The following is a 17,125-nucleotide window of genomic DNA, read 5'->3' on the forward strand; positions in this document are numbered from 1 at the left end:
GCGGCCAGTGAATCAGGTTGCCTGATAAAGACAACCGTTCCGACGACACCTCGCGCGCCGATCCGCCACTGGCCGGCGGCGGCGCGCGGTGGCTGTTGCAGGGCCGACCGACTACAAGACATGGGACTGGAGACACGATGAACACTTACGTTGCCGAAAAACCCACGGTCGCGACCACGCTCGCGCTGTGTTTCGCGATCGCCCTCCTCGAAGGGCTCGACCTGCAATCGGTCGGCGTCGCCGCACCGCGCATGGCGCGCGAATTCGGGCTCACCGTATCGCAGATGGGCATCGCGTTCAGCGCGGGCACCTTCGGGCTGCTGCCGGGCGCGATGCTCGGCGGCCGGCTCGCCGACCGGATCGGCCGCAAGCGCGTGCTGATCGCGTCGGCCGTGCTGTTCGGGCTGCTGTCGATCGCCACCGCGCAGGTGTCGACCTTCGCGATGCTCGTCGTCGTGCGCGTGCTGACTGGCATCGGGCTCGGCGGCGCGATGCCGAACCTGATCGCGCTGTCGTCCGAAGCAGTCGAGCCGCGCTCGCGCAGCAGCGCGGTGGCGACGATGTACTGCGGCATCCCGTTCGGCGGCGTGATCGCGTCGCTGATCGGCGTGCTGCTCGCCGGCGATACCGAATGGCGGCACATCTTCTACGTCGGCGGCGCGGGGCCGCTGCTGCTCGTGCCGCTGCTGGTGTGGTTTCTGCCGGAATCGCGCGCGTATCTCGACGTCGCCGGCACGCAGGCCGCGCGCACCAGCGTCGCACGTACGCTGTTCGGCGACGGCCGGACGACGTCGACGGTCGCGCTGTGGGTCAGCTACTTCTGCACGCTGATCGTCCTTTACTTCCTGCTGAACTGGCTGCCGTCGCTGATGGCCTCGCGCGGGCTCGATCGCGAGCACGTCGGCCTCGTGCAGATCGCGTTCAACGTCGGCGCCGGGCTCGGCGCGCTCGGCATCGGCGCGGCGCTCGACCGGATGCGCGCGTCGCGCGTGGTCGGCGGCATGTATGTCGGGATCGTGTTGTCGCTCGCCGCGCTCGCGGCCGCGCCGGGCTTCGCGTCGCTCGCGGCGGCCGCGTTCGCGGCCGGGATGTTCGTGGTCGGCGGCCAGTCGGTGCTGTATGCGCTCGCGGCGATTTATTACCCGACCGCGATGCGCGGCACGGGCGTCGGCGCGGCGGTGGCCGTCGGCCGGCTCGGTTCCGTCGTCGGGCCGCTCGCGGCCGCGACGCTGCTGGCCGCCGGCCGCAGCGCGCCCGTCGTGATCGGCGCGAGCATCCCCGTCACGCTCGTCGCGGCCGTCGCCGCGCTGGTGCTGATTCGCCGCCCGCAAGCCGGCGACTGAGGGTTCGTTTTTTTCAATGCGCGCCGTCAGAGCGCGCAATTCAACACGGTCTGGAGACGCAACGAAATGAAGACGAAGACAAGGAACGGCCTGCTGGCCGCCGGCGCGTGCTGCGCGCTGGTCGCGACCGGCGCGCACGCGCAGTCGAGCGTGACGCTGTACGGGATCATCGACACGGGCGTCGAGTTCGTGTCGCACGCGAACGCGGCCGGCGACCACGTGGTGCGCATGCCGGGCGTGACGGGCGAGCTGCCGTCGCGCTGGGGCCTGCGCGGCACCGAGGATCTCGGCGGCGGCTACCAGGCGGTGTTCACGCTCGAAAGCGGCTTCAACGTGCGCGGCGGCGATCTCGGGCAGGGCGGGCGGCTGTTCGGGCGGCAGGCGTTCGTCGGGCTGAAGAGCGGCTACGGCACGCTCGCGTTCGGCCGCCAGTACACGATGACCTATCTCGCGCTGCAGGGCGCGGACATCATCGGCCCCGACATCTACGGGCTCGGCTCGTTCGACGCGTACGTGCCGAACGGGCGCGCCGACAACGCGGTGACCTACGTCGGCACCTATCGCGGCGTGACGCTCGGCGCCGCGTATTCGTTCGGTCGCGACGGCGCGGGCACCGGCAACTCGCCGGGGCAGGGCACGTGCGCGGGGCAGGTGCCGGGCGACGCCGTCCAGTGCCGCAACTGGTCGGTCATGCTCAAGTACGACAGCGCGTATTTCGGTGCGGCGGCGTCGTACGAGGAGCAGCGCGGCGGCACCGGCGCGGCCGCGAACTTCTTCGACGGCATCGCGCCGGTCGCCTTCACCAGCAGCGGCGGCAAGGATGCGCGCACCCACGTGAGCGCGTATGCGCAGGCGGCGGGCGCGCGGATCGGCGCGGGCTGGATCGGGCGGCGCGTGTCGACCGGTTCGCCGGCCGCGGCTGGCGCCCATTCTGACTTGTTCTTCGTCGGTGCGTCGTATGCGGTGAAGCCCGATTTCGTGGTCGACGGCGAAGGCTACCGGATCGTCAACAGCGCGCACGACACCCGCGCGACTATGGCCACGCTGCGTGCGACTTATCTGCTGACCAAGCGCACGGCCGTCTACGCGCAATCGTCGTATCTGTGGAACAGCGCACATGCGCGCTACGCGGTCAGCGGCGGCGGCGCCGGCACGACGCCCGGCGCAGGGATGGGGCAGCTCGGCGCGATGGTCGGCGTGCGGCACATGTTCTGATCCGGCAGCCTGACGAACGGGAGCTATCTTGAACAGGAAATCTGCATTCCTCTGTATTGCGCCGCTGTCCGCGGCGGCCATGCTCGCCGGTTGCGGCGGCGACGATTCGGTCAGTTCCACGCCGACCCACTTGAGCGCCGCGGCACCGGCCGCCATGGCGCAGACCTGCGACGCGCTTGCCGCGAAGCTCGCGTATGCGAACACGTCGTTCACGTCGGTGACGACCGCGGCTGCCGGCGCGCTGACGGTGGCCGGCAAACCGATCGCCGAGCATTGCGTGATCGACGGGAAGATGAACGAGCGCGTGAGCGCGGTGGACGGCAAGACCTACGCGATCGGCTTCGAGATGCGCCTGCCGAAAGCGTGGAACGGCCGCTTCTTCTATCAGGCGAACGGCGGGCTCGACGGCAACGTCGTGACCGCGACCGGCGAGATTGGCGGCGGCGGGCCGCTGACCGACGCGCTGAACCTGGGCTTCGCGGTGATCAGCTCGGATGCCGGGCACAGCGCCGCGCAGAACCCGCTGTTCGGCCTCGATCCGCAGGCGCGGCTCGACTACGGCTACGGCGCCGTCGACGCGCTCACGCCGATGGCGAAGCAGGTGATCCGGCTCGCGTACGGGAAGACGCCTGACCGCAGCTATTTCGGCGGCTGCTCGAACGGCGGCCGGCACGCGATGGTCACGGCCGTGCGCAACGCGGGCGACTACGACGGGATTATCGCCGGCGACCCGGGCTTCCACCTGCCGAAGGCGGCGATCGGCGAGATGTACGGCGCGCAGCAGTTCGCGAAGATCGCGTCGGCGACCGGGACCAACGGGCTGCCGGACATCCGCAGCGGCTTCACCGACGCGGAGCGCCGGTTCGTCGGCGCGAAGATTCTCGACAAATGCGATGCGCTCGACGGCTCGGCCGACGGGATGGTGCAGGACGTCGCCGCGTGCCAGGCGCACTTCAGCGTCGAGGCGGACATCCCGACCTGCGCGAACGGCACGCGCACCGGCGCCTGTCTGACGACCGCGCAGAAGAGCGCGCTCGAGAACGTGTTCGCGGGCGCGCGCAACAGCGCGGGCACGGCGCTCTATGCGAGCTTTCCGTACGATCCGGGCATGGCGGGCACGGGCTGGGCCGCGTGGAAGCAGTCGAACTCGGTCACGCTCGACCCGGCCGCGATGGCGTTCACGTTCATGACGCCGCCGAAAACCGCCGCGACACTCGCGAACCTCGCCGGCTTCGCGCTCGGCTTCGACATGGACAACGACGCGCCGGCGATCTTCGCGACGAACGGCGTGTACACGCAATCCGCGTGGTCGTTCATGACGCCGCCCGACGAGACCAACCTGTCCGCGCTGAAATCGCGCGGCGCGAAGCTGCTCGTCTATCACGGTACCGGCGACCCGGTGTTTTCCTTCAACGACACGAGCGACTGGTACGGCCGGCTCGCACAGGCGAACGGCGGCGACGCGTCCGGCTTCGCGCGCTTCTATCCGGTGCCGGGGATGAACCACTGCTCGGGCGGGCCGGCGGCCGACCAGTTCGACATGCTGACGCCGCTCGTCGCGTGGGTCGAGCAGGGCCAGGCGCCCGCCGCGATCGTTGCCGCCGCGCGCGACACGACGAACGCGGTGCCGAATGCGGATGTGCCGACGTCGTGGGGCGCGGGACGCACGCGTCCGTTGTGCCCGTATCCGCAGGTCGCGCGCTACAACGGCTCGGGCGACGTGAATTCGGCGGCGAGCTTCAGTTGTCGCTGACGTAGAAGCGGGGGGAATGTGCCGATGCGCGGGCGCATCGGCACATTTGCCGTGGTTTCGCGGGGGCATCGGCCACGCATGGCGACCGCGTTTGCCGTCACATGCCGCATCCGGAGATACTATGACGCTTTCCTGTCGGCGCGACGCGTCCTGACCGACGTTCTGCGCCAGGTATCTTTCCTCTGATTTGACCATGCAAACCGTTGCAGTACTCGACTTCGAAACAACCGGGCTTTCTCCGAACATGGGGGACCGGGCGACCGAGATCGCCGTGATTCTTCTGCGCGACGGCGAGATCGTCGACCGTTACCAGAGCCTGATGAACGCGGGACGCCGCATTCCGTCGGACGTTGTCGCACTCACCGGCATCACGAACGAGATGATTGCAACGGCGCCCCCGGTGTCGAAGGTCATGAAGGAAGCCGCCGCATTCGTCGGCAGCCATCCCGTCGTCGCGCACAACGCCGGCTTCGACAAGCGGTTCTGGCAGGCCGAGCTCGGCATGCTCGGCATGGCGGCCGAGCATGCGTTCGCCTGCACGATGCTCGTGGCGCGGCGCATCTACCCGGACGCGCAAAGTCACCGCCTGTCGAACCTGGCGGACATGCTGCGGCTTCCGCAGTCGGGCCGCGCTCACCGGGCGATGGTCGACGCGGAGATCGCGAGCCATCTGTGGTGCCGATTGCAGCGCGATATCGGCGAGACCTACGGGCTGCAGCACGTCGACCACGGGCTCATGTCGCGCTTGCAGAAGACGAGCAAAGCCAAGGTCGCGACGTTTTTCGGGTCATTGGCCGCCGGTACGCGCTGACATCACGCGTCGAGATCCACCGGGACCTCGAGCCCGACCTTCACGCGGCTCATGCTCACCAGCGTCTTGAACCGCTTCACGTTGTTGTTCGCGAAGAACAGCTCGCGCGTGAGCGCGTTGTACTGATCCATGTTCCGCACGGCCAGGATCAGCACGAAATCTCATTCCCCGGTCAGAGTCGGTCGTTGTGTCGTTTCAGGCATGAAGTCGCACGAATTGCTAAAGACCGACGCCGTCGGTATGACCGATATTGCAGGCCTCAGCCGCGAACGCTCACTTACCGCTCTGATGACCGGATGCGGCCGAATCTGCGCAACAGCTAATCCAGTCAAATACGACGCAGTATGGAGACGTTCCGTCTCAAGCCCCACGCATGTTGCGCTCGACATACCAGGGAGTTGCTGAGATCCGCCGGAATCACGCGACGTTGGGACCGCGGCGAACGTGACGGATTCAATTCACGACGCCGATGATTGTGCTCTAGTGCCGGCACCGAGTCGCCATCTACAGTAATGAGGCGCCCGTCAATTCGACACGGACACTTCTTTTATCGACGAACGATGATGATCGCGCCAGAAGGAGATCGCGTGTCGATCCATTCGGGGACGGATTGACCCCATTTCATGCAGTGCCGCCAAAATTGCTCGGCGATGTACTTGACGGGTCGGTCACGCGGAGAAGAAATACTCGCCCCGCTCATTCGCAGCGGTTCCAAGCATGTCGCTGCCTTCGACGCCTGTAGGGATGAGATTAGAGGGCCGTACCACGGCGGCCGGTGCTTGACAGAGCTTTGATATCGAGGGGGTTTGCGCAAATCACCCGATGAGGGGCGGTTGCGTCAGTTAATCGCACCTCCGAATATTTCTTCAGTGCACAAGATCCTGCCGGAAAATGGACCGTTGCATGGGCCTTCTTGGGACAAAGCCATAACCCGGCAACGTTTCGTCAGCCGTTTCGCAGAATCATGAGTGTCTTTTTTATAAGTTAAAACAATTCATGGGATTGTTTAAATTTGTGTCGAAAAATCAACAAGCATTTCGAACTTGTCTTATGGATTTGTGTTTTGTAAATCGGCAATCTTCCGGAAACGCGTTGTGTGACTTGTATCGCGCATTTCATTCTGATAATTCAGTGGACTGGAGGATTTATGAGTGCAATTATGGATTACAAGTGCGGTGTCGAGAGTTTTGTGTATCCAGAAGCGCTGGCGCGATACGAGCATGAAGGTGTAATTGGAAAATTTCGAGATGAGTGGGATGTTGAGGAGGCGGAAGCGATCGATATTTTTTCTGAAGCAAAGAAGTTTCTTTGCGTGTCAGAATGTGCGCAAAAGCAATGTATCGAGTTTGAGGTGGATGAGTCGATTTTGATGATTGATAAAATGTGGCACCATTTTATTCTCTTCACCAAAGATTATGAGGGATTTTGCAATCGATTCTTTGGCAGAATGCTTCACCATGTGCCTTTCTGTGCGGCGCATCTGAGCCAGAAAGTCAAAACTCTGGCTCAGAATGGAGTAACTCTAAAGGACTTTAACCGGGCTCGACTGGAAAAGCAGCTCCAGTTTATCAGTTCGACAATTGGAGATGAAACGCTGAGAAAGTGGTACGTAGGATATGGTGAAAAATATTCGTTGAGAAAAATGAATATGCTGCGAAGGGCTATCGCTCATGGCGCGCCTGATAGGTACGGGACGTCGATCGACCTGCAATTGACTTCGAGTATGACCGGGTGTGAATTGGTCGCGGAGATCGTTAAAAAATCCGAAATTGCGATGGGCTGCGGCAGGCGCGGATGCGGTATGTATTGCACCTGCAACTCCTCACGTGATCTTTATGCCTAACGTTGGGTGGTGCAAAAATCGGTTGCCCCGACGGTGTGTTAATTCGAGGTCAAGTTCGGGGCGATCATACAAAGGGTCGGGGATAAAGGGTGGCTCGTGTCTCAATATTCTACGAAGTTATGGTTTCTATACAAGTGGCATTTTGGGGCTGTACTGGCTCTTGCGTGCTTGAGTGCAGCTCTGAATACGTCGTTTGGCGCAATGTTGAAGTGGTTAACTGATAGCTTGCTGCATGGAAGGCAAGATGCATTACTCTACTTTATTGCCTTGTTTTCGTTGCAGAGATTTCTACTTCCAATTGTTGGCGCCAGCGGAACACTGATTTCGAACAAGCTCGCTAACCGGATTGAGAGTGACGTTCGCAACAAGTGGTACGAGTACGTTGTAACGATGGGTTATCGTAGCGCCAGACTGAAGAATTCCGGAGAATATCAAAAGAAAATCCAGGAGGCGATTGCTTCGGTGCGCACCCTGTTAAACAATACATTAAGATCATTGCTGTCGATCACGCTTGAGATCGCGTCTGTCACGTTATTTTCCGTTTTTCTTGTGGGATGGGATGCAGGTTTAATTTTGGTCTCATTTGCGGTCATCTACTCTACTTTTGTCATCTATGTGACGAAGAGGCGAGTACCATTGTTGAGAGGTATCGCAAAATCGAATGCTGAATGCGCAGCATTCATGCATGACAGCTTTATCAATTCGGGTTCCATTTCCCCGAGTGTGCTGATTGAGCGAATGAGCCGTCACAATGCACTGCTAGCTGGGTTGGAAAATAGAAAGAACAAAAACTCGAAGACATTATTTTTAGATAGTGCTGCTTCCTCTGTTATATGCCTGGTAGTGTGTTCTTTGAGTCTTATGTGGTACTCCAGCCAAGGGGAGGGCGCAATTGGCACTGTTATTATGCTCGCAACCGGGCTGACGCAACTGATTGTTCAGATCAATACGCTTGGTTTTAACTATAGAAATATCCTCAGTGCGAGGATAGATATTTCGAGAATTTCGGAAGGGTTGGAGATAAGGGTTAGTTCAGATTCTGATCTGCATTCTTTGGTATTCGACGCGGAATGCTACGAATTCTCATTTCGAGGTTTCAGGGCGGCGGATCTGAATGAGAACAACATGCTGCCAATTCATGGGGAAATTTCGATCGCGTTGGGATCGCTTAACGCACTGCGGGGCCCTAGCGGTATTGGGAAGAGTACTGTCGCGCGTGCGATGCGTGGGGAAATTCGATCGCTGAGAGATCAATTGCTCATAAATGGCGTTGATGTATTTGGTCTGAGTTCAAATTTGTTATTGAAAAAGATTGGCTACATTTCTCAGGATAATATTATTTTCAATGAGTCTATCGCTGAAAATCTTCGCTACGGCAGACGTGATATCACGCGAGAAGAAATTGTCGATACGCTTGAAAAGGTTGGGCTCCATAAATTTGCGAACGATCTTGAATATATCGTTGGTGAAAAAGGCGGCCGACTTTCTGGGGGCGAGCGCCAGCGATTGGTTATTGCCAGGGGGTTGCTGCAGGAATGCGACATCTTGATATTGGATGAACCATTTTCGGGATTGGATGAAAAAGGTGCCCGTGAACTTGCGGGAACTATAACGCTCCTCGCGCGTAGTGTGGGCATATTCGTGATAGCGCATCAACCCCTGGGAATTATTTTCGGGCCAGGCTCAAGAATTAATTCGCATGTCATGGAGGAGTCTGACGGTGCAATCCATATTAAGCAAGGGGTGCAGGCATGCTGAATTCCCGGGATTTTCTATCGAAGGGTCTCCATTTGCGGCCATATGTGTTCGACTCAATTAAGGTTGACCGGATAGCTACCTGGGATGAAGTCAATTCACTTTTGTCGAGTGGATTGCTCGATTATCCGAGAATCCGGGTTGCCGCCGCAGGTAACGTCTATAGTCGAAACTATAACGGATTCCTCCGCTATTCGTTCTCGGAGAGGGGAGAGAGGCGACCAAGGGTGGTTCCTGGAGTGCTGCGCAAGGCATTGGGCGATGGCTGCGCAATCATCATAGACAATTGTGAAGTATTCTTTCCGGGGGTCGGCGCGCTAACAGAAGAAATTAGTTCTTCGCTTTGCTGCCAGGCTTGGGCCAACTTGTATGTTTCACCCAAGGGGCCGAGTGGATTTGGCTGCCACTTCGACGATCACGACGTCTTTGCTATACAAATTCATGGTATCAAGCGATGGACAATATATGCTCCAACATACCACTCGCCGAATCGAGGAGATAAGAGTTTCCACTTGCCTTCCCCCAAGGGAGCGCCGCTTAAGGAGTATTTGCTGTCCACGGGAAAGGGCCTGTACTTGCCATTTGGATATTGGCATGACGTTGAAGCTATGAGCGATATTTCAATGCACGTGACGATTGGGCTCGACTTTGCCCGCAAGTCGGATGTGCTGACGCTGCTCTTGGAAAAATTAACCAAGAATCGATTTTTTCGTGACAAGGTGAATTATTCGGCCACTGTGGCCGAGGCGAGCGAGCTGAAGGAAAGGGTAGTCCATTCGATACAAGAACTGGACATGGAAATGCTCCTTGTGGAGTTGCGTGAGCGAAGACGCGAAAGAAAGGTCGGGTTCGATTTTCCGGCGCTCTGAAAGAGTATTGCGGGCAGCAGCAATATAGATGGGGCGGTACTCGGTTCGATGCGAGTAATGTGCAGAATAAGGGTTTTTTTACCTCTGTCTATGACCTGAAGATTTCATGTCGAGCAGAGAAGTATCGGAAATTGGTATTTGCCTAGTTCGAAAGTGAAGATGTGTTTGGTATAGGGTGGATGCCGGCTGAATAGTTGATGCCAAGAGAAGAGTATATATTTTTTGCGGAATGAGACATAAATACTCGATAGCGCAGATTCGAGATGTCTGGATCAATGCTTACTTGAATGGTGAGGTGGATTGGCTTGCATATCTTGAGGCGCCATCATTTTTTGTGAATAGAAATGGCGTGCATATATCAAAATCTGAAGAGATTGCATTTATAGAGGTGAGTCGAAGGAAATTCCCGAACAAGCGCACGAATGATGTCAAATATACGGAGGTAATCGACCAGATGCGGGAGCGCAAGAATTGGGCCACAGTATACGGTTCGGCGCAAATTACGAGGGACGGAGAGGTGGCCAGTCAATTTGATTTCTTCGAACTGTGGGTGATTGTTGAGAGCCGGTGGCAGGTCGTAATGCTATGCATCGAAGATATCGATCATGCACGCAAAATATAACGATGATGGTTTCGCGTCGGGGAAATAAGGGAGCTATGTCCAGGTCGCTTGCGTTTAAAGATGAGTATCGAGGTGCGAGGATGGGTAAAGATTTCTTGCGACGTCTCGAAAATCATCCTCCTGAGCTTTGGTATCAGGGAAGACGCATCGAAAATGTTCGAGAATCCGCGCAACTCAAAAACGGGATAGAGACGCTCGCCGCACTTTATGACTATCAATGGGATCGCAGTGATCTCATGTTGGAGAGTATTGACGGCAAACAAGTGAGCAAGTCATTTTCGATCACAAAAAGCCGAAGTGATTTGCTGTCCGTCGGTAAGGCGCTTCTTGTAGGTGCTGAGTTCAGCCAGGGTATGCTCGGTCGCGATCCAGCTTACCTGAACAGGGCAGTTGCGTCATTCGCGGGGTCCGCGGATTTTTTCGACATTGGTGGAAGATCGTTTTCGCACAATGCCAGGAAATATTTTCGATTTGTGCGAGACAACGATCTCGCTCTTACGCATACGATATTGAATCCACGGGCCAATCGCCGAGTCGGGCCAGCGTTTCAAGATGACCCTACTGTATCGGCACATGTCACAAAGGAAACGGATGCGGGCATCTATGTAACTGGCGCAAGGTTGATTGCGACACTTCCTTTTGCCGATGAGATAGCGGTTTTCCCAGCAAGGTTACTGGATGTTTCAGACGCGTCTAAACCATACGCATTCGCATTCGTTCTGCCGACCTGTACTGAAGGGTTGAAATTTATCTGTCGTGAATCCGTTGACTACGGGATGGGTCGCAAAAACCATCCGCTTGGCGCGCGATATGAGGAAATGGATGCTGTAGCGATTTTCGATAATGTGTTGGTTCCGTGGGAGCGGGTATTTTGCTATCGCGATATAGACATTTGTAATCGCTTCTACGACGCGACCGGTGCGACCGCCCATATAACCTATCAAGTAGTGTGTAAGAACATTGTCAAGATCGAGTTTTTTCTTGGTCTCATTTCCCTGATGATTCGTGGGTCTGGGCTTGAGTCGTTTCAGCATATTCACGGTAAGATGGCCGAGGTCTGGGCGGGATGGCAAACGATGAAGGCATTCAAATTAGCCGCAGAGGCCGGGGCGAGGCCGAACGATTTTGGCATGCTGGTTCCTGACTGGGGGCCCCTGGAGGCTGCTCGATACCTGTTTCCCCGCATGTATCCGCAGATCGTGGAGATCGTTCAGCAGATTGGTGCCAGCGGTTTGGTGACGTTACCGATGAGTCAGGATCTGGATGGGCCGATGCGCGGCGAGATCGATAAATATTTTCAAGGCATGAGACTAGAGGCAGAGGAGAAGATTGATTTGTACCGGCTGGCGTGGGATGCATCAATCTCTGCATTTGGTGGACGCCAAGTTCTCTACGAACGATTCTTCTTTGGTGATCCCGTAAATATGGCGACCCGGATATTTCGAAACAATCCATGCTCAGAATTGATGGAGCGCGTGGATAACTTTATTCGCGATGGTCACGGCTAACCAATTTTAATATCTTGAATTCAAGCGCTACTCGTCCGAACCCACCGGGACCTCGAGCCCGACCTTCACGCGGCTCATGCTCACCAGCGTCTTGAACCGCTTCACGTTGTTGTTCGCGAAGAACAGCTCGCGCGTGAGCGCGTTGTACTGATCCATGTTCCGCACGGCCAGGATCAGCACGAAATCCCATTCCCCGGTCACGTAGTAGCACTGCTGGATCTGCGGGCAGCGCTCGAAGGTCCGCTTCATCGCGTCGAGCTGGTCGATCTGCTCGCTCTCGACCTCGACGTTCACGACGATCGTCAGCGGATGATCGACCTTGTCCGGCGCGACGATCGCGGTATAGCGCTCGATCACGCCATCTTCCGCGAGCCGCCGCAGGCGGCGGTTCACGGCGGCGGTCGACAGGTTCACGCGGGCGCCGAGCTCGTTCTGCGGCGTGTGCGCGTCGCGCTGGACTTCCATCAGCAGCTTGCGATCGAACGCATCGAGTGGGGTGGGCATGGTGGTGCGGCAACCTCGAAAGAATGAGAAATTTTTGCGTCCGGAGTGCCGATTTGGCGATTTCGTTGACCGGCATGCGCAATATTATTTTCGGACCGACGGCGAGCGCAACCCGTATGCGCCCGCACCGCAACCACCGACGGGCCGCCCGCGCGGCCCCTTTCCGGAGCTTTCCCGTCATGCTGATCGCCAATCCCCGCGCGTCGCGCACCGACTATCCCGACATGCTGCAACGCGTCATGAACATCGCCGCGGCTGACGAGAGCGGCGCGTGGCTGTCGCACTGGCCGCTGGTGGGCGCCGCGCGCACGCCGCTGCGCGCGCTGCCCGACCTGGCCGCGCGGCTCGGCGTCGCGAGCGTCAGCGTGAAGGACGAAGCCTGCCGTTCGCCGCTCGGCAGCTTCAAGGCGCTCGGCGCGCCGATCGCGCTGATGCGGCTCGTGAAGCGGCTGCGGCGCAACGAGGCGCTCGATCCGCCGGGGCTCATGACCGGCCGTTACGCGGCGTCGCTCGCCGACCTGACGGTGATCAGCGCGACCGACGGCAACCATGGGCGCGCGCTGGCCGCCGCCGCGCGCGCGATCGGCTGCCGCTGCGTGATCGTGCTGCACGCGCACGTCGATGCCGAGCGCGAGCAGGCGATCGCCGCGCACGGCGCGCGGATCGTGCGGATCGCCGGCAACTACGACGAATCGGTCGTGCACGCCGCGCAGCTCGCGGACGCGAACGGCTGGCACGTGGTGTCGGATACGTCGTACGACGGCTACGAGGCGATTCCGCGCGACGTGATGCAGGGCTACGGCGTGATCGCGGCCGAAGCGCTCGCGCAGCAGCCGGCGGGCGCCGACGGCCGGCCGTTCACGCACGTGTTCCTGCAGGGCGGCGTCGGCGGTCTTGCGGCGGGTATCGTGAGCTACCTGTGGGAGCATGATGGCGCACAGCGCCCGCATTTCATCGTCGTCGAGCCGCGCCAGGCCGATTGTCTGTACCAGAGCGCGCTCGCGGGGCGCGCGACGAAGGCGACCGGCAGCGTCGATTCGGTGATGGCCGGGCTCGCGTGCGGCGAGGCGTCGCCGCTCGCATGGGATTTCCTCGAGCCGAGCATCGACCACTTCATGCTGATCGACGACGACGACGCGGTGCAGGCGATGCGCGCGCTCGCCGCCGGCAGCGAACGTGATGTGCCGTTCGTGTCCGGCGAGTCGGGCGCGGCGGGTATCGCGGGGCTGACCGTGCTGATGCGCGACCCGGCGCTGGCGCGGCAGGCGGGGCTCGATGCGCATTCGCGCGTGCTGGCGATCAGCACGGAAGGCGCGACCGCGCCGTCCGTCTACCGGCAGTGCGTCGGCCACACGGCCGACGCGGTGCTCGCGCGCCAGCGCGACTGGCTGAAGCTGAACCGCGCGGCCGCAGTGGCCTGAGCGAACCGAACGACATGACGACCGACGAGGCAAGCACGATGGACGCAATCGACGCAACGGAAGAAAGCACGCTGCAGGGACAACTGAAAAGCTGGCGCCGGCATCTGCACCAGCATCCGGAGACGGGTTTCGAGGAAGTGAACACGTCGGACTACGTCGCGCGGATCCTGACGACGCTCGGGCTCGACGTGCATCGCGGGATTGGCGGCACCGGGCTCGTCGCGAACCTGACGGTCGGCACCGGCACGCGTGCGATCGGCATCCGCGCGGACATGGACGCACTGAACATCGTCGAGCACGCGCCGGGCCGCGAACATGCGTCGCGCACGCCGGGCAAGATGCACGCGTGCGGGCACGATGGCCACATGTCGATGGTGCTCGGCGCCGCACAGCTGCTGGCCGAGCGCAAGGACTTCGACGGCACGGTGCGCTTCATTTTCCAGCCGGCCGAGGAGCACGGCCGCGGCGCGAAGGCGATGATGGCCGACGGCCTGTTCGAGCGCTTTCCGGTCGATGCGATCTTCGGCGCGCACAACATGCCGGGCATGCGCGCCGGCACGTTCTCGACGCGCGCGGGCGGCATCATGGCGAGCGAGGACAATTTCGTGATCCGGATCGACGGACGCGGCACGCATGCGGCGCGCCCGCACATGGGCATCGATCCGATCGTGATCGGTTCGCAGATCGTGCTCGCGCTGCAGACGATCGTGTCGCGCAATCTCGATCCGGGCCAGCAGGCCGTGATCTCGTGCACGGAGTTCATCACCGACGGGCTGCGCAACGTGCTGCCGTCGACGGTGACGATCAAGGGCGACACGCGCAGCTATTCGCGCGACGTGCAGGCGCTGCTGGAAACGCGGATGCGCGAGATCAGCGAAGGAATCTGCCGCACCCACGGCGCGACCTGCACGTTCGAGTACACGCACGAGTTCGCGCCGACGGTGAATTCTCCGGAATGGGTCGAGACGGCCGTGCACGCGGCCGCACACATCGCGGGGACCGACGCGGTGAACGCCGACGTGCAGCCGATGATGATCTCGGAAGACTTCGGCGCATTCCTGCAGGCGGTGCCGGGCAACTTCGTGTTCATCGGCAACGGCGAAGCGGCCGGGCGCGGCGGCGTGCCGCTGCACAACGCGACCTACGATTTCAACGACGAGATCCTGCCGGTCGGCGCGCGCTATTTTGCGGAAGTGGCGCGGCGTGCGTTGAAGGCCGCGTAGCGGGCGTCAGGCCGCCAGAATATGGCGGCCTGCCCATCACGAAGCGGTTACGCTTTGGCCGCCTGCTTGCCCGGCGCGGCGGCCGTGCTGGTGCGATCGAGGATCGCCAGCACTTCGCGCGCGGTGTTCTCCGAATGGCTGCGCAACACCTGCGGTAGCCGCGTATGGTCGGGATCGGCGAGCGCGGCCATGATCTCGTCGTGCTCGTGCAGCGACTCGGCCCAGCGCAGCGTGTCCGCGTTCGCGGCGCCGCGCGCGCGGTGCACCTTCGACATCAGCGACGCATAGACGCCCGACAGCACCGGGTTGCCCGCCGCGTCGATGATCATCTGATGAATTTGCTGGTTCAGCCGGAAATACTCGACCCGCTTGCCGGCCTCGTGGCACTCGATCATCTTCCGGTGCTTCGCCTGCAGCGCGGCAAGCGTCGACGCGCCGATCCGCTTGCGCAGCAACTCTCCCGCCATCGCCTCGAGCCCGTGCAGCAACTCGAACGTCGACACGAGATCGTCGACGTCGATCGACGCGACGCGATAGCCGATGTACTGGCGATGCGTGACGACGCCTTCCGCGACGAGCACCTTCAGCGCTTCGCGCAGCGGCGTCTTCGACACGTCGAACGCGAGGCTCAGTTCCTTCTCGTCGATCCGCGCGCCGGGCGGCAATTCGCCCTCGTCGATCATCACGCGCAGGCGCGCGGCGATCTCCGCGGCCATGCCGCGGGTGCGCAGAAGCAGGGGATTGCGGGGTGTCTGGCTCATGATGGTGCGAGCTTATCACGATATCGGGGCTTACCCTGCACCAACGTTGTGATATAAGAATCTCAATCAAACCAAGCGTTTACGCTAACGGTAATTATAAATTTCTAATCCTATACTCGGCTCAACGTTGCGCGACGTCCTGACCATCCTCGTTCACTCCTGGAGTCCGTCCATGTCTTCAACCTCCGGTGTCGCCGCCCTGACGGTCGGCAAGTCCGCCGTCCGCTGGAAGATATTCGTCGTCATGCTGAGCCTCATCGCGATCAACTACGTCGATCGCGCGTCGCTGTCCGTCGCCATGCCTTACATCTCGCAGGAGTTCAATATCGGGCCGGCGATGGAGGGTCTGATCCTCAGTTCGTTTTTCTGGACCTATGCGGTGATGCAGATCCCGGGCGGGATGCTGGCCGACCGGTTCAAGCCGCGCATCGTGATCGCGACGGCGACCGTGTTCTGGGGCTTCTTCCAGGCGATCGCCGCGCTGTGCACGAACGCGCCGTCGCTGCTGCTTACACGCCTCGGGCTCGGCGCGTCCGAAGCGCCGATCTACCCGGCCGGCGGCAAGCTCAACGCAATCTGGATGACGCAGACCGAGCGCGGCCGCGGCGCCACGCTGCTCGACGGTGGCGCGCCGCTCGGTGCGGCGCTGGGCGCGGTGCTGATTGCCGGGCTGATCGCGCTGCTCGGGTCGTGGCGGCTCGCGTTCGCGGTGGCCGGCGTGGGCACGGTGCTGGCCGGTTTTCTCGCGTGGTACTACATCCGCAACACGCCGCGCGAGCATCCGGGCGTCAACGATCTCGAAGCCGACTACATCGAGGCGTCGCACGCGAGCGACCTCGCGGCCGAGCCGGCCGGTGCATCGGGCCGCTCGCGCGACTTCTTCAAGTACCGCTCGGTGTGGTGCATGTTCTTCGGCTGGATGTGCTTCAACAGCGTGTTCTACGGGCTGCTCACGTGGATGCCGAACTACCTGCACAAGGTGCACGGCTTCGACATCAAGCAGATGGGCGGCTCGACCTTCATCATTTTCTTCTGCGGCTTCGTCGGCGAACTGCTCGGCGGCTGGATCGCCGACAAGTGGAAGGCCGCGGGCGGGCGCCCGAACGTCGTGATGCGCACGCTGTTCGGCATCGCCGCGGTGATCGCGACCGTGTCGATCTTCTCCGTCGCCTACGTGAAGAGCCCGGTCGTGTGCGTCGTGCTGCTGTCGACGACGCTGTTCTTCCTGCGCTGGTGCGGGCTGTACTGGTGCATCCCGTCGTCGCTCGGCACGCGCAACAAGATCGGCTTCCTCGGCGGCCTCATGAACCTGGGCGGCAACCTCGGCGGCGTGACCGTGCCGATCGTCGTCGGCGCGATCGTGCAGTTCACCGGTTCCTATTTCCTCGCGCTGATGGTGTTCGCGGCGGCCGGCGTCGGCCTGCTCGTGTGCTCCAGCGCGATCGACTACGAAAACAAGCTCCCGGTCTGACCGACCCTTTTCATTGGATTCACTGC

General features: G+C 60.7%; 14 protein-coding genes and 1 pseudogene. 12 read left to right on the forward strand and 3 right to left on the reverse strand.

Annotated features, from left to right (window positions below; genetic code table 11):
• Positions 1-137 precede the first annotated feature (137 nt).
• From mhpT to GEM_RS27790, 4 genes are all read left to right on the forward strand, one after another.
• The gene (gene mhpT / locus GEM_RS27775) at positions 138-1,343 is read left to right on the forward strand and encodes a 3-(3-hydroxy-phenyl)propionate transporter MhpT (RefSeq protein ID WP_014900755.1); all 1,206 of its coding nucleotides are present in this window, start codon (positions 138-140) and stop codon (positions 1,341-1,343) included.
• Between the two features lie 66 nt (positions 1,344-1,409).
• The gene (locus GEM_RS27780) at positions 1,410-2,558 is read left to right on the forward strand and encodes a porin (RefSeq protein ID WP_014900756.1); all 1,149 of its coding nucleotides are present in this window, start codon (positions 1,410-1,412) and stop codon (positions 2,556-2,558) included.
• A 28-nt stretch (positions 2,559-2,586) separates the two neighbouring features.
• Positions 2,587-4,311 (forward strand): tannase/feruloyl esterase family alpha/beta hydrolase, encoded by a 1,725-nt coding sequence (locus tag GEM_RS27785; RefSeq protein WP_014900757.1) that lies wholly within the window; start codon positions 2,587-2,589, stop codon positions 4,309-4,311.
• A gap of 193 nt (positions 4,312-4,504) precedes the next feature.
• Complete coding sequence (locus tag GEM_RS27790) at positions 4,505-5,122, forward strand: PolC-type DNA polymerase III (RefSeq protein ID WP_014900758.1); 618 nt, start codon at positions 4,505-4,507, stop codon at positions 5,120-5,122.
• A gap of 2 nt (positions 5,123-5,124) precedes the next feature.
• Here GEM_RS27790 and GEM_RS27795 read toward each other — a convergent pair.
• Positions 5,125-5,283, reverse strand: a pseudogene (locus GEM_RS27795) (Lrp/AsnC ligand binding domain-containing protein); the annotation flags it as partial.
• Positions 5,284-6,269: 986 nt separating this feature from the next.
• Between GEM_RS27795 and GEM_RS30680 the strand changes: the two are divergent.
• From GEM_RS30680 to hpaB, 5 genes are all read left to right on the forward strand, one after another.
• On the forward strand, positions 6,270-6,965 hold the full coding sequence (locus GEM_RS30680; protein WP_014900760.1) for a hypothetical protein: 696 nt from the start codon (positions 6,270-6,272) through the stop codon (positions 6,963-6,965).
• 168 nt (positions 6,966-7,133) lie between these two features.
• Complete coding sequence (locus GEM_RS30685) at positions 7,134-8,723, forward strand: ATP-binding cassette domain-containing protein (protein ID WP_148283903.1); 1,590 nt, start codon at positions 7,134-7,136, stop codon at positions 8,721-8,723.
• Entirely contained in the window at positions 8,717-9,589 is an 873-nt protein-coding gene (locus GEM_RS30690) for a JmjC domain-containing protein (protein ID WP_080599486.1), read from the forward strand. Before GEM_RS30685 ends, GEM_RS30690 begins: the two co-directional genes overlap by 7 nt.
• Positions 9,590-9,872: 283 nt before the next feature.
• The gene (locus GEM_RS27810) at positions 9,873-10,211 is read left to right on the forward strand and encodes a hypothetical protein (protein ID WP_148283904.1); all 339 of its coding nucleotides are present in this window, start codon (positions 9,873-9,875) and stop codon (positions 10,209-10,211) included.
• Between the two features lie 80 nt (positions 10,212-10,291).
• Positions 10,292-11,719 (forward strand): 4-hydroxyphenylacetate 3-monooxygenase, oxygenase component, encoded by a 1,428-nt coding sequence (gene hpaB / locus GEM_RS27815; protein ID WP_014900763.1) that lies wholly within the window; start codon positions 10,292-10,294, stop codon positions 11,717-11,719.
• Between the two features lie 27 nt (positions 11,720-11,746).
• Here the strand turns inward: hpaB and GEM_RS27820 are convergent, their stop codons facing one another.
• Positions 11,747-12,223: an Lrp/AsnC family transcriptional regulator gene (locus tag GEM_RS27820; protein WP_014900764.1), complete on the reverse strand. Its 477-nt coding sequence runs from the start codon at positions 12,221-12,223 to the stop codon at positions 11,747-11,749.
• Positions 12,224-12,402: 179 nt separating this feature from the next.
• On the opposite strand from GEM_RS27820, the gene GEM_RS27825 reads away from it, so the two are divergent.
• On the forward strand, positions 12,403-13,644 hold the full coding sequence (locus GEM_RS27825) for a diaminopropionate ammonia-lyase (RefSeq protein ID WP_014900765.1): 1,242 nt from the start codon (positions 12,403-12,405) through the stop codon (positions 13,642-13,644).
• A 38-nt stretch (positions 13,645-13,682) separates the two neighbouring features.
• Positions 13,683-14,867, forward strand: a complete 1,185-nt coding sequence (locus GEM_RS27830; protein ID WP_014900766.1) for a M20 aminoacylase family protein — start codon at positions 13,683-13,685, stop codon at positions 14,865-14,867.
• A gap of 47 nt (positions 14,868-14,914) precedes the next feature.
• Here the strand turns inward: GEM_RS27830 and GEM_RS27835 are convergent, their stop codons facing one another.
• Positions 14,915-15,628 carry a GntR family transcriptional regulator gene (locus tag GEM_RS27835; RefSeq protein WP_014900767.1) on the reverse strand — a complete coding sequence of 238 codons (714 nt, stop codon included), beginning with the start codon at positions 15,626-15,628 and terminating at the stop codon, positions 14,915-14,917.
• Between the two features lie 172 nt (positions 15,629-15,800).
• Between GEM_RS27835 and GEM_RS27840 the strand changes: the two genes are divergently transcribed.
• On the forward strand, positions 15,801-17,099 hold the full coding sequence (locus GEM_RS27840; RefSeq protein ID WP_014900768.1) for an MFS transporter: 1,299 nt from the start codon (positions 15,801-15,803) through the stop codon (positions 17,097-17,099).
• Positions 17,100-17,125 lie beyond the last annotated feature (26 nt).

Origin of the sequence: Burkholderia cepacia GG4 (assembly GCF_000292915.1) — a bacterium.
Lineage (GTDB): Bacteria > Pseudomonadota > Gammaproteobacteria > Burkholderiales > Burkholderiaceae > Burkholderia > Burkholderia cepacia_D.

What these genes read in the sequence shown, in the direction of transcription:
- GEM_RS27780 (WP_014900756.1), top strand. Translation starts at nt 1,410, where the DNA reads ATGAAGACGAAGACAAGGAACGGCCTGCTGGCCGCCGGCGCGTGCTGC.
- GEM_RS27835 (WP_014900767.1), bottom strand. Translation starts at nt 15,628, where the DNA reads ATGAGCCAGACACCCCGCAATCCCCTGCTTCTGCGCACCCGCGGCATG.
- GEM_RS30690 (WP_080599486.1), top strand. Translation starts at nt 8,717, where the DNA reads ATGCTGAATTCCCGGGATTTTCTATCGAAGGGTCTCCATTTGCGGCCA.
- GEM_RS27840 (WP_014900768.1), top strand. Translation starts at nt 15,801, where the DNA reads ATGTCTTCAACCTCCGGTGTCGCCGCCCTGACGGTCGGCAAGTCCGCC.
- GEM_RS30680 (WP_014900760.1), top strand. Translation starts at nt 6,270, where the DNA reads ATGAGTGCAATTATGGATTACAAGTGCGGTGTCGAGAGTTTTGTGTAT.
- mhpT (WP_014900755.1), top strand. Translation starts at nt 138, where the DNA reads ATGAACACTTACGTTGCCGAAAAACCCACGGTCGCGACCACGCTCGCG.
- GEM_RS27790 (WP_014900758.1), top strand. Translation starts at nt 4,505, where the DNA reads ATGCAAACCGTTGCAGTACTCGACTTCGAAACAACCGGGCTTTCTCCG.
- GEM_RS27820 (WP_014900764.1), bottom strand. Translation starts at nt 12,223, where the DNA reads ATGCCCACCCCACTCGATGCGTTCGATCGCAAGCTGCTGATGGAAGTC.
- GEM_RS27825 (WP_014900765.1), top strand. Translation starts at nt 12,403, where the DNA reads ATGCTGATCGCCAATCCCCGCGCGTCGCGCACCGACTATCCCGACATG.
- GEM_RS27830 (WP_014900766.1), top strand. Translation starts at nt 13,683, where the DNA reads ATGGACGCAATCGACGCAACGGAAGAAAGCACGCTGCAGGGACAACTG.
- hpaB (WP_014900763.1), top strand. Translation starts at nt 10,292, where the DNA reads ATGGGTAAAGATTTCTTGCGACGTCTCGAAAATCATCCTCCTGAGCTT.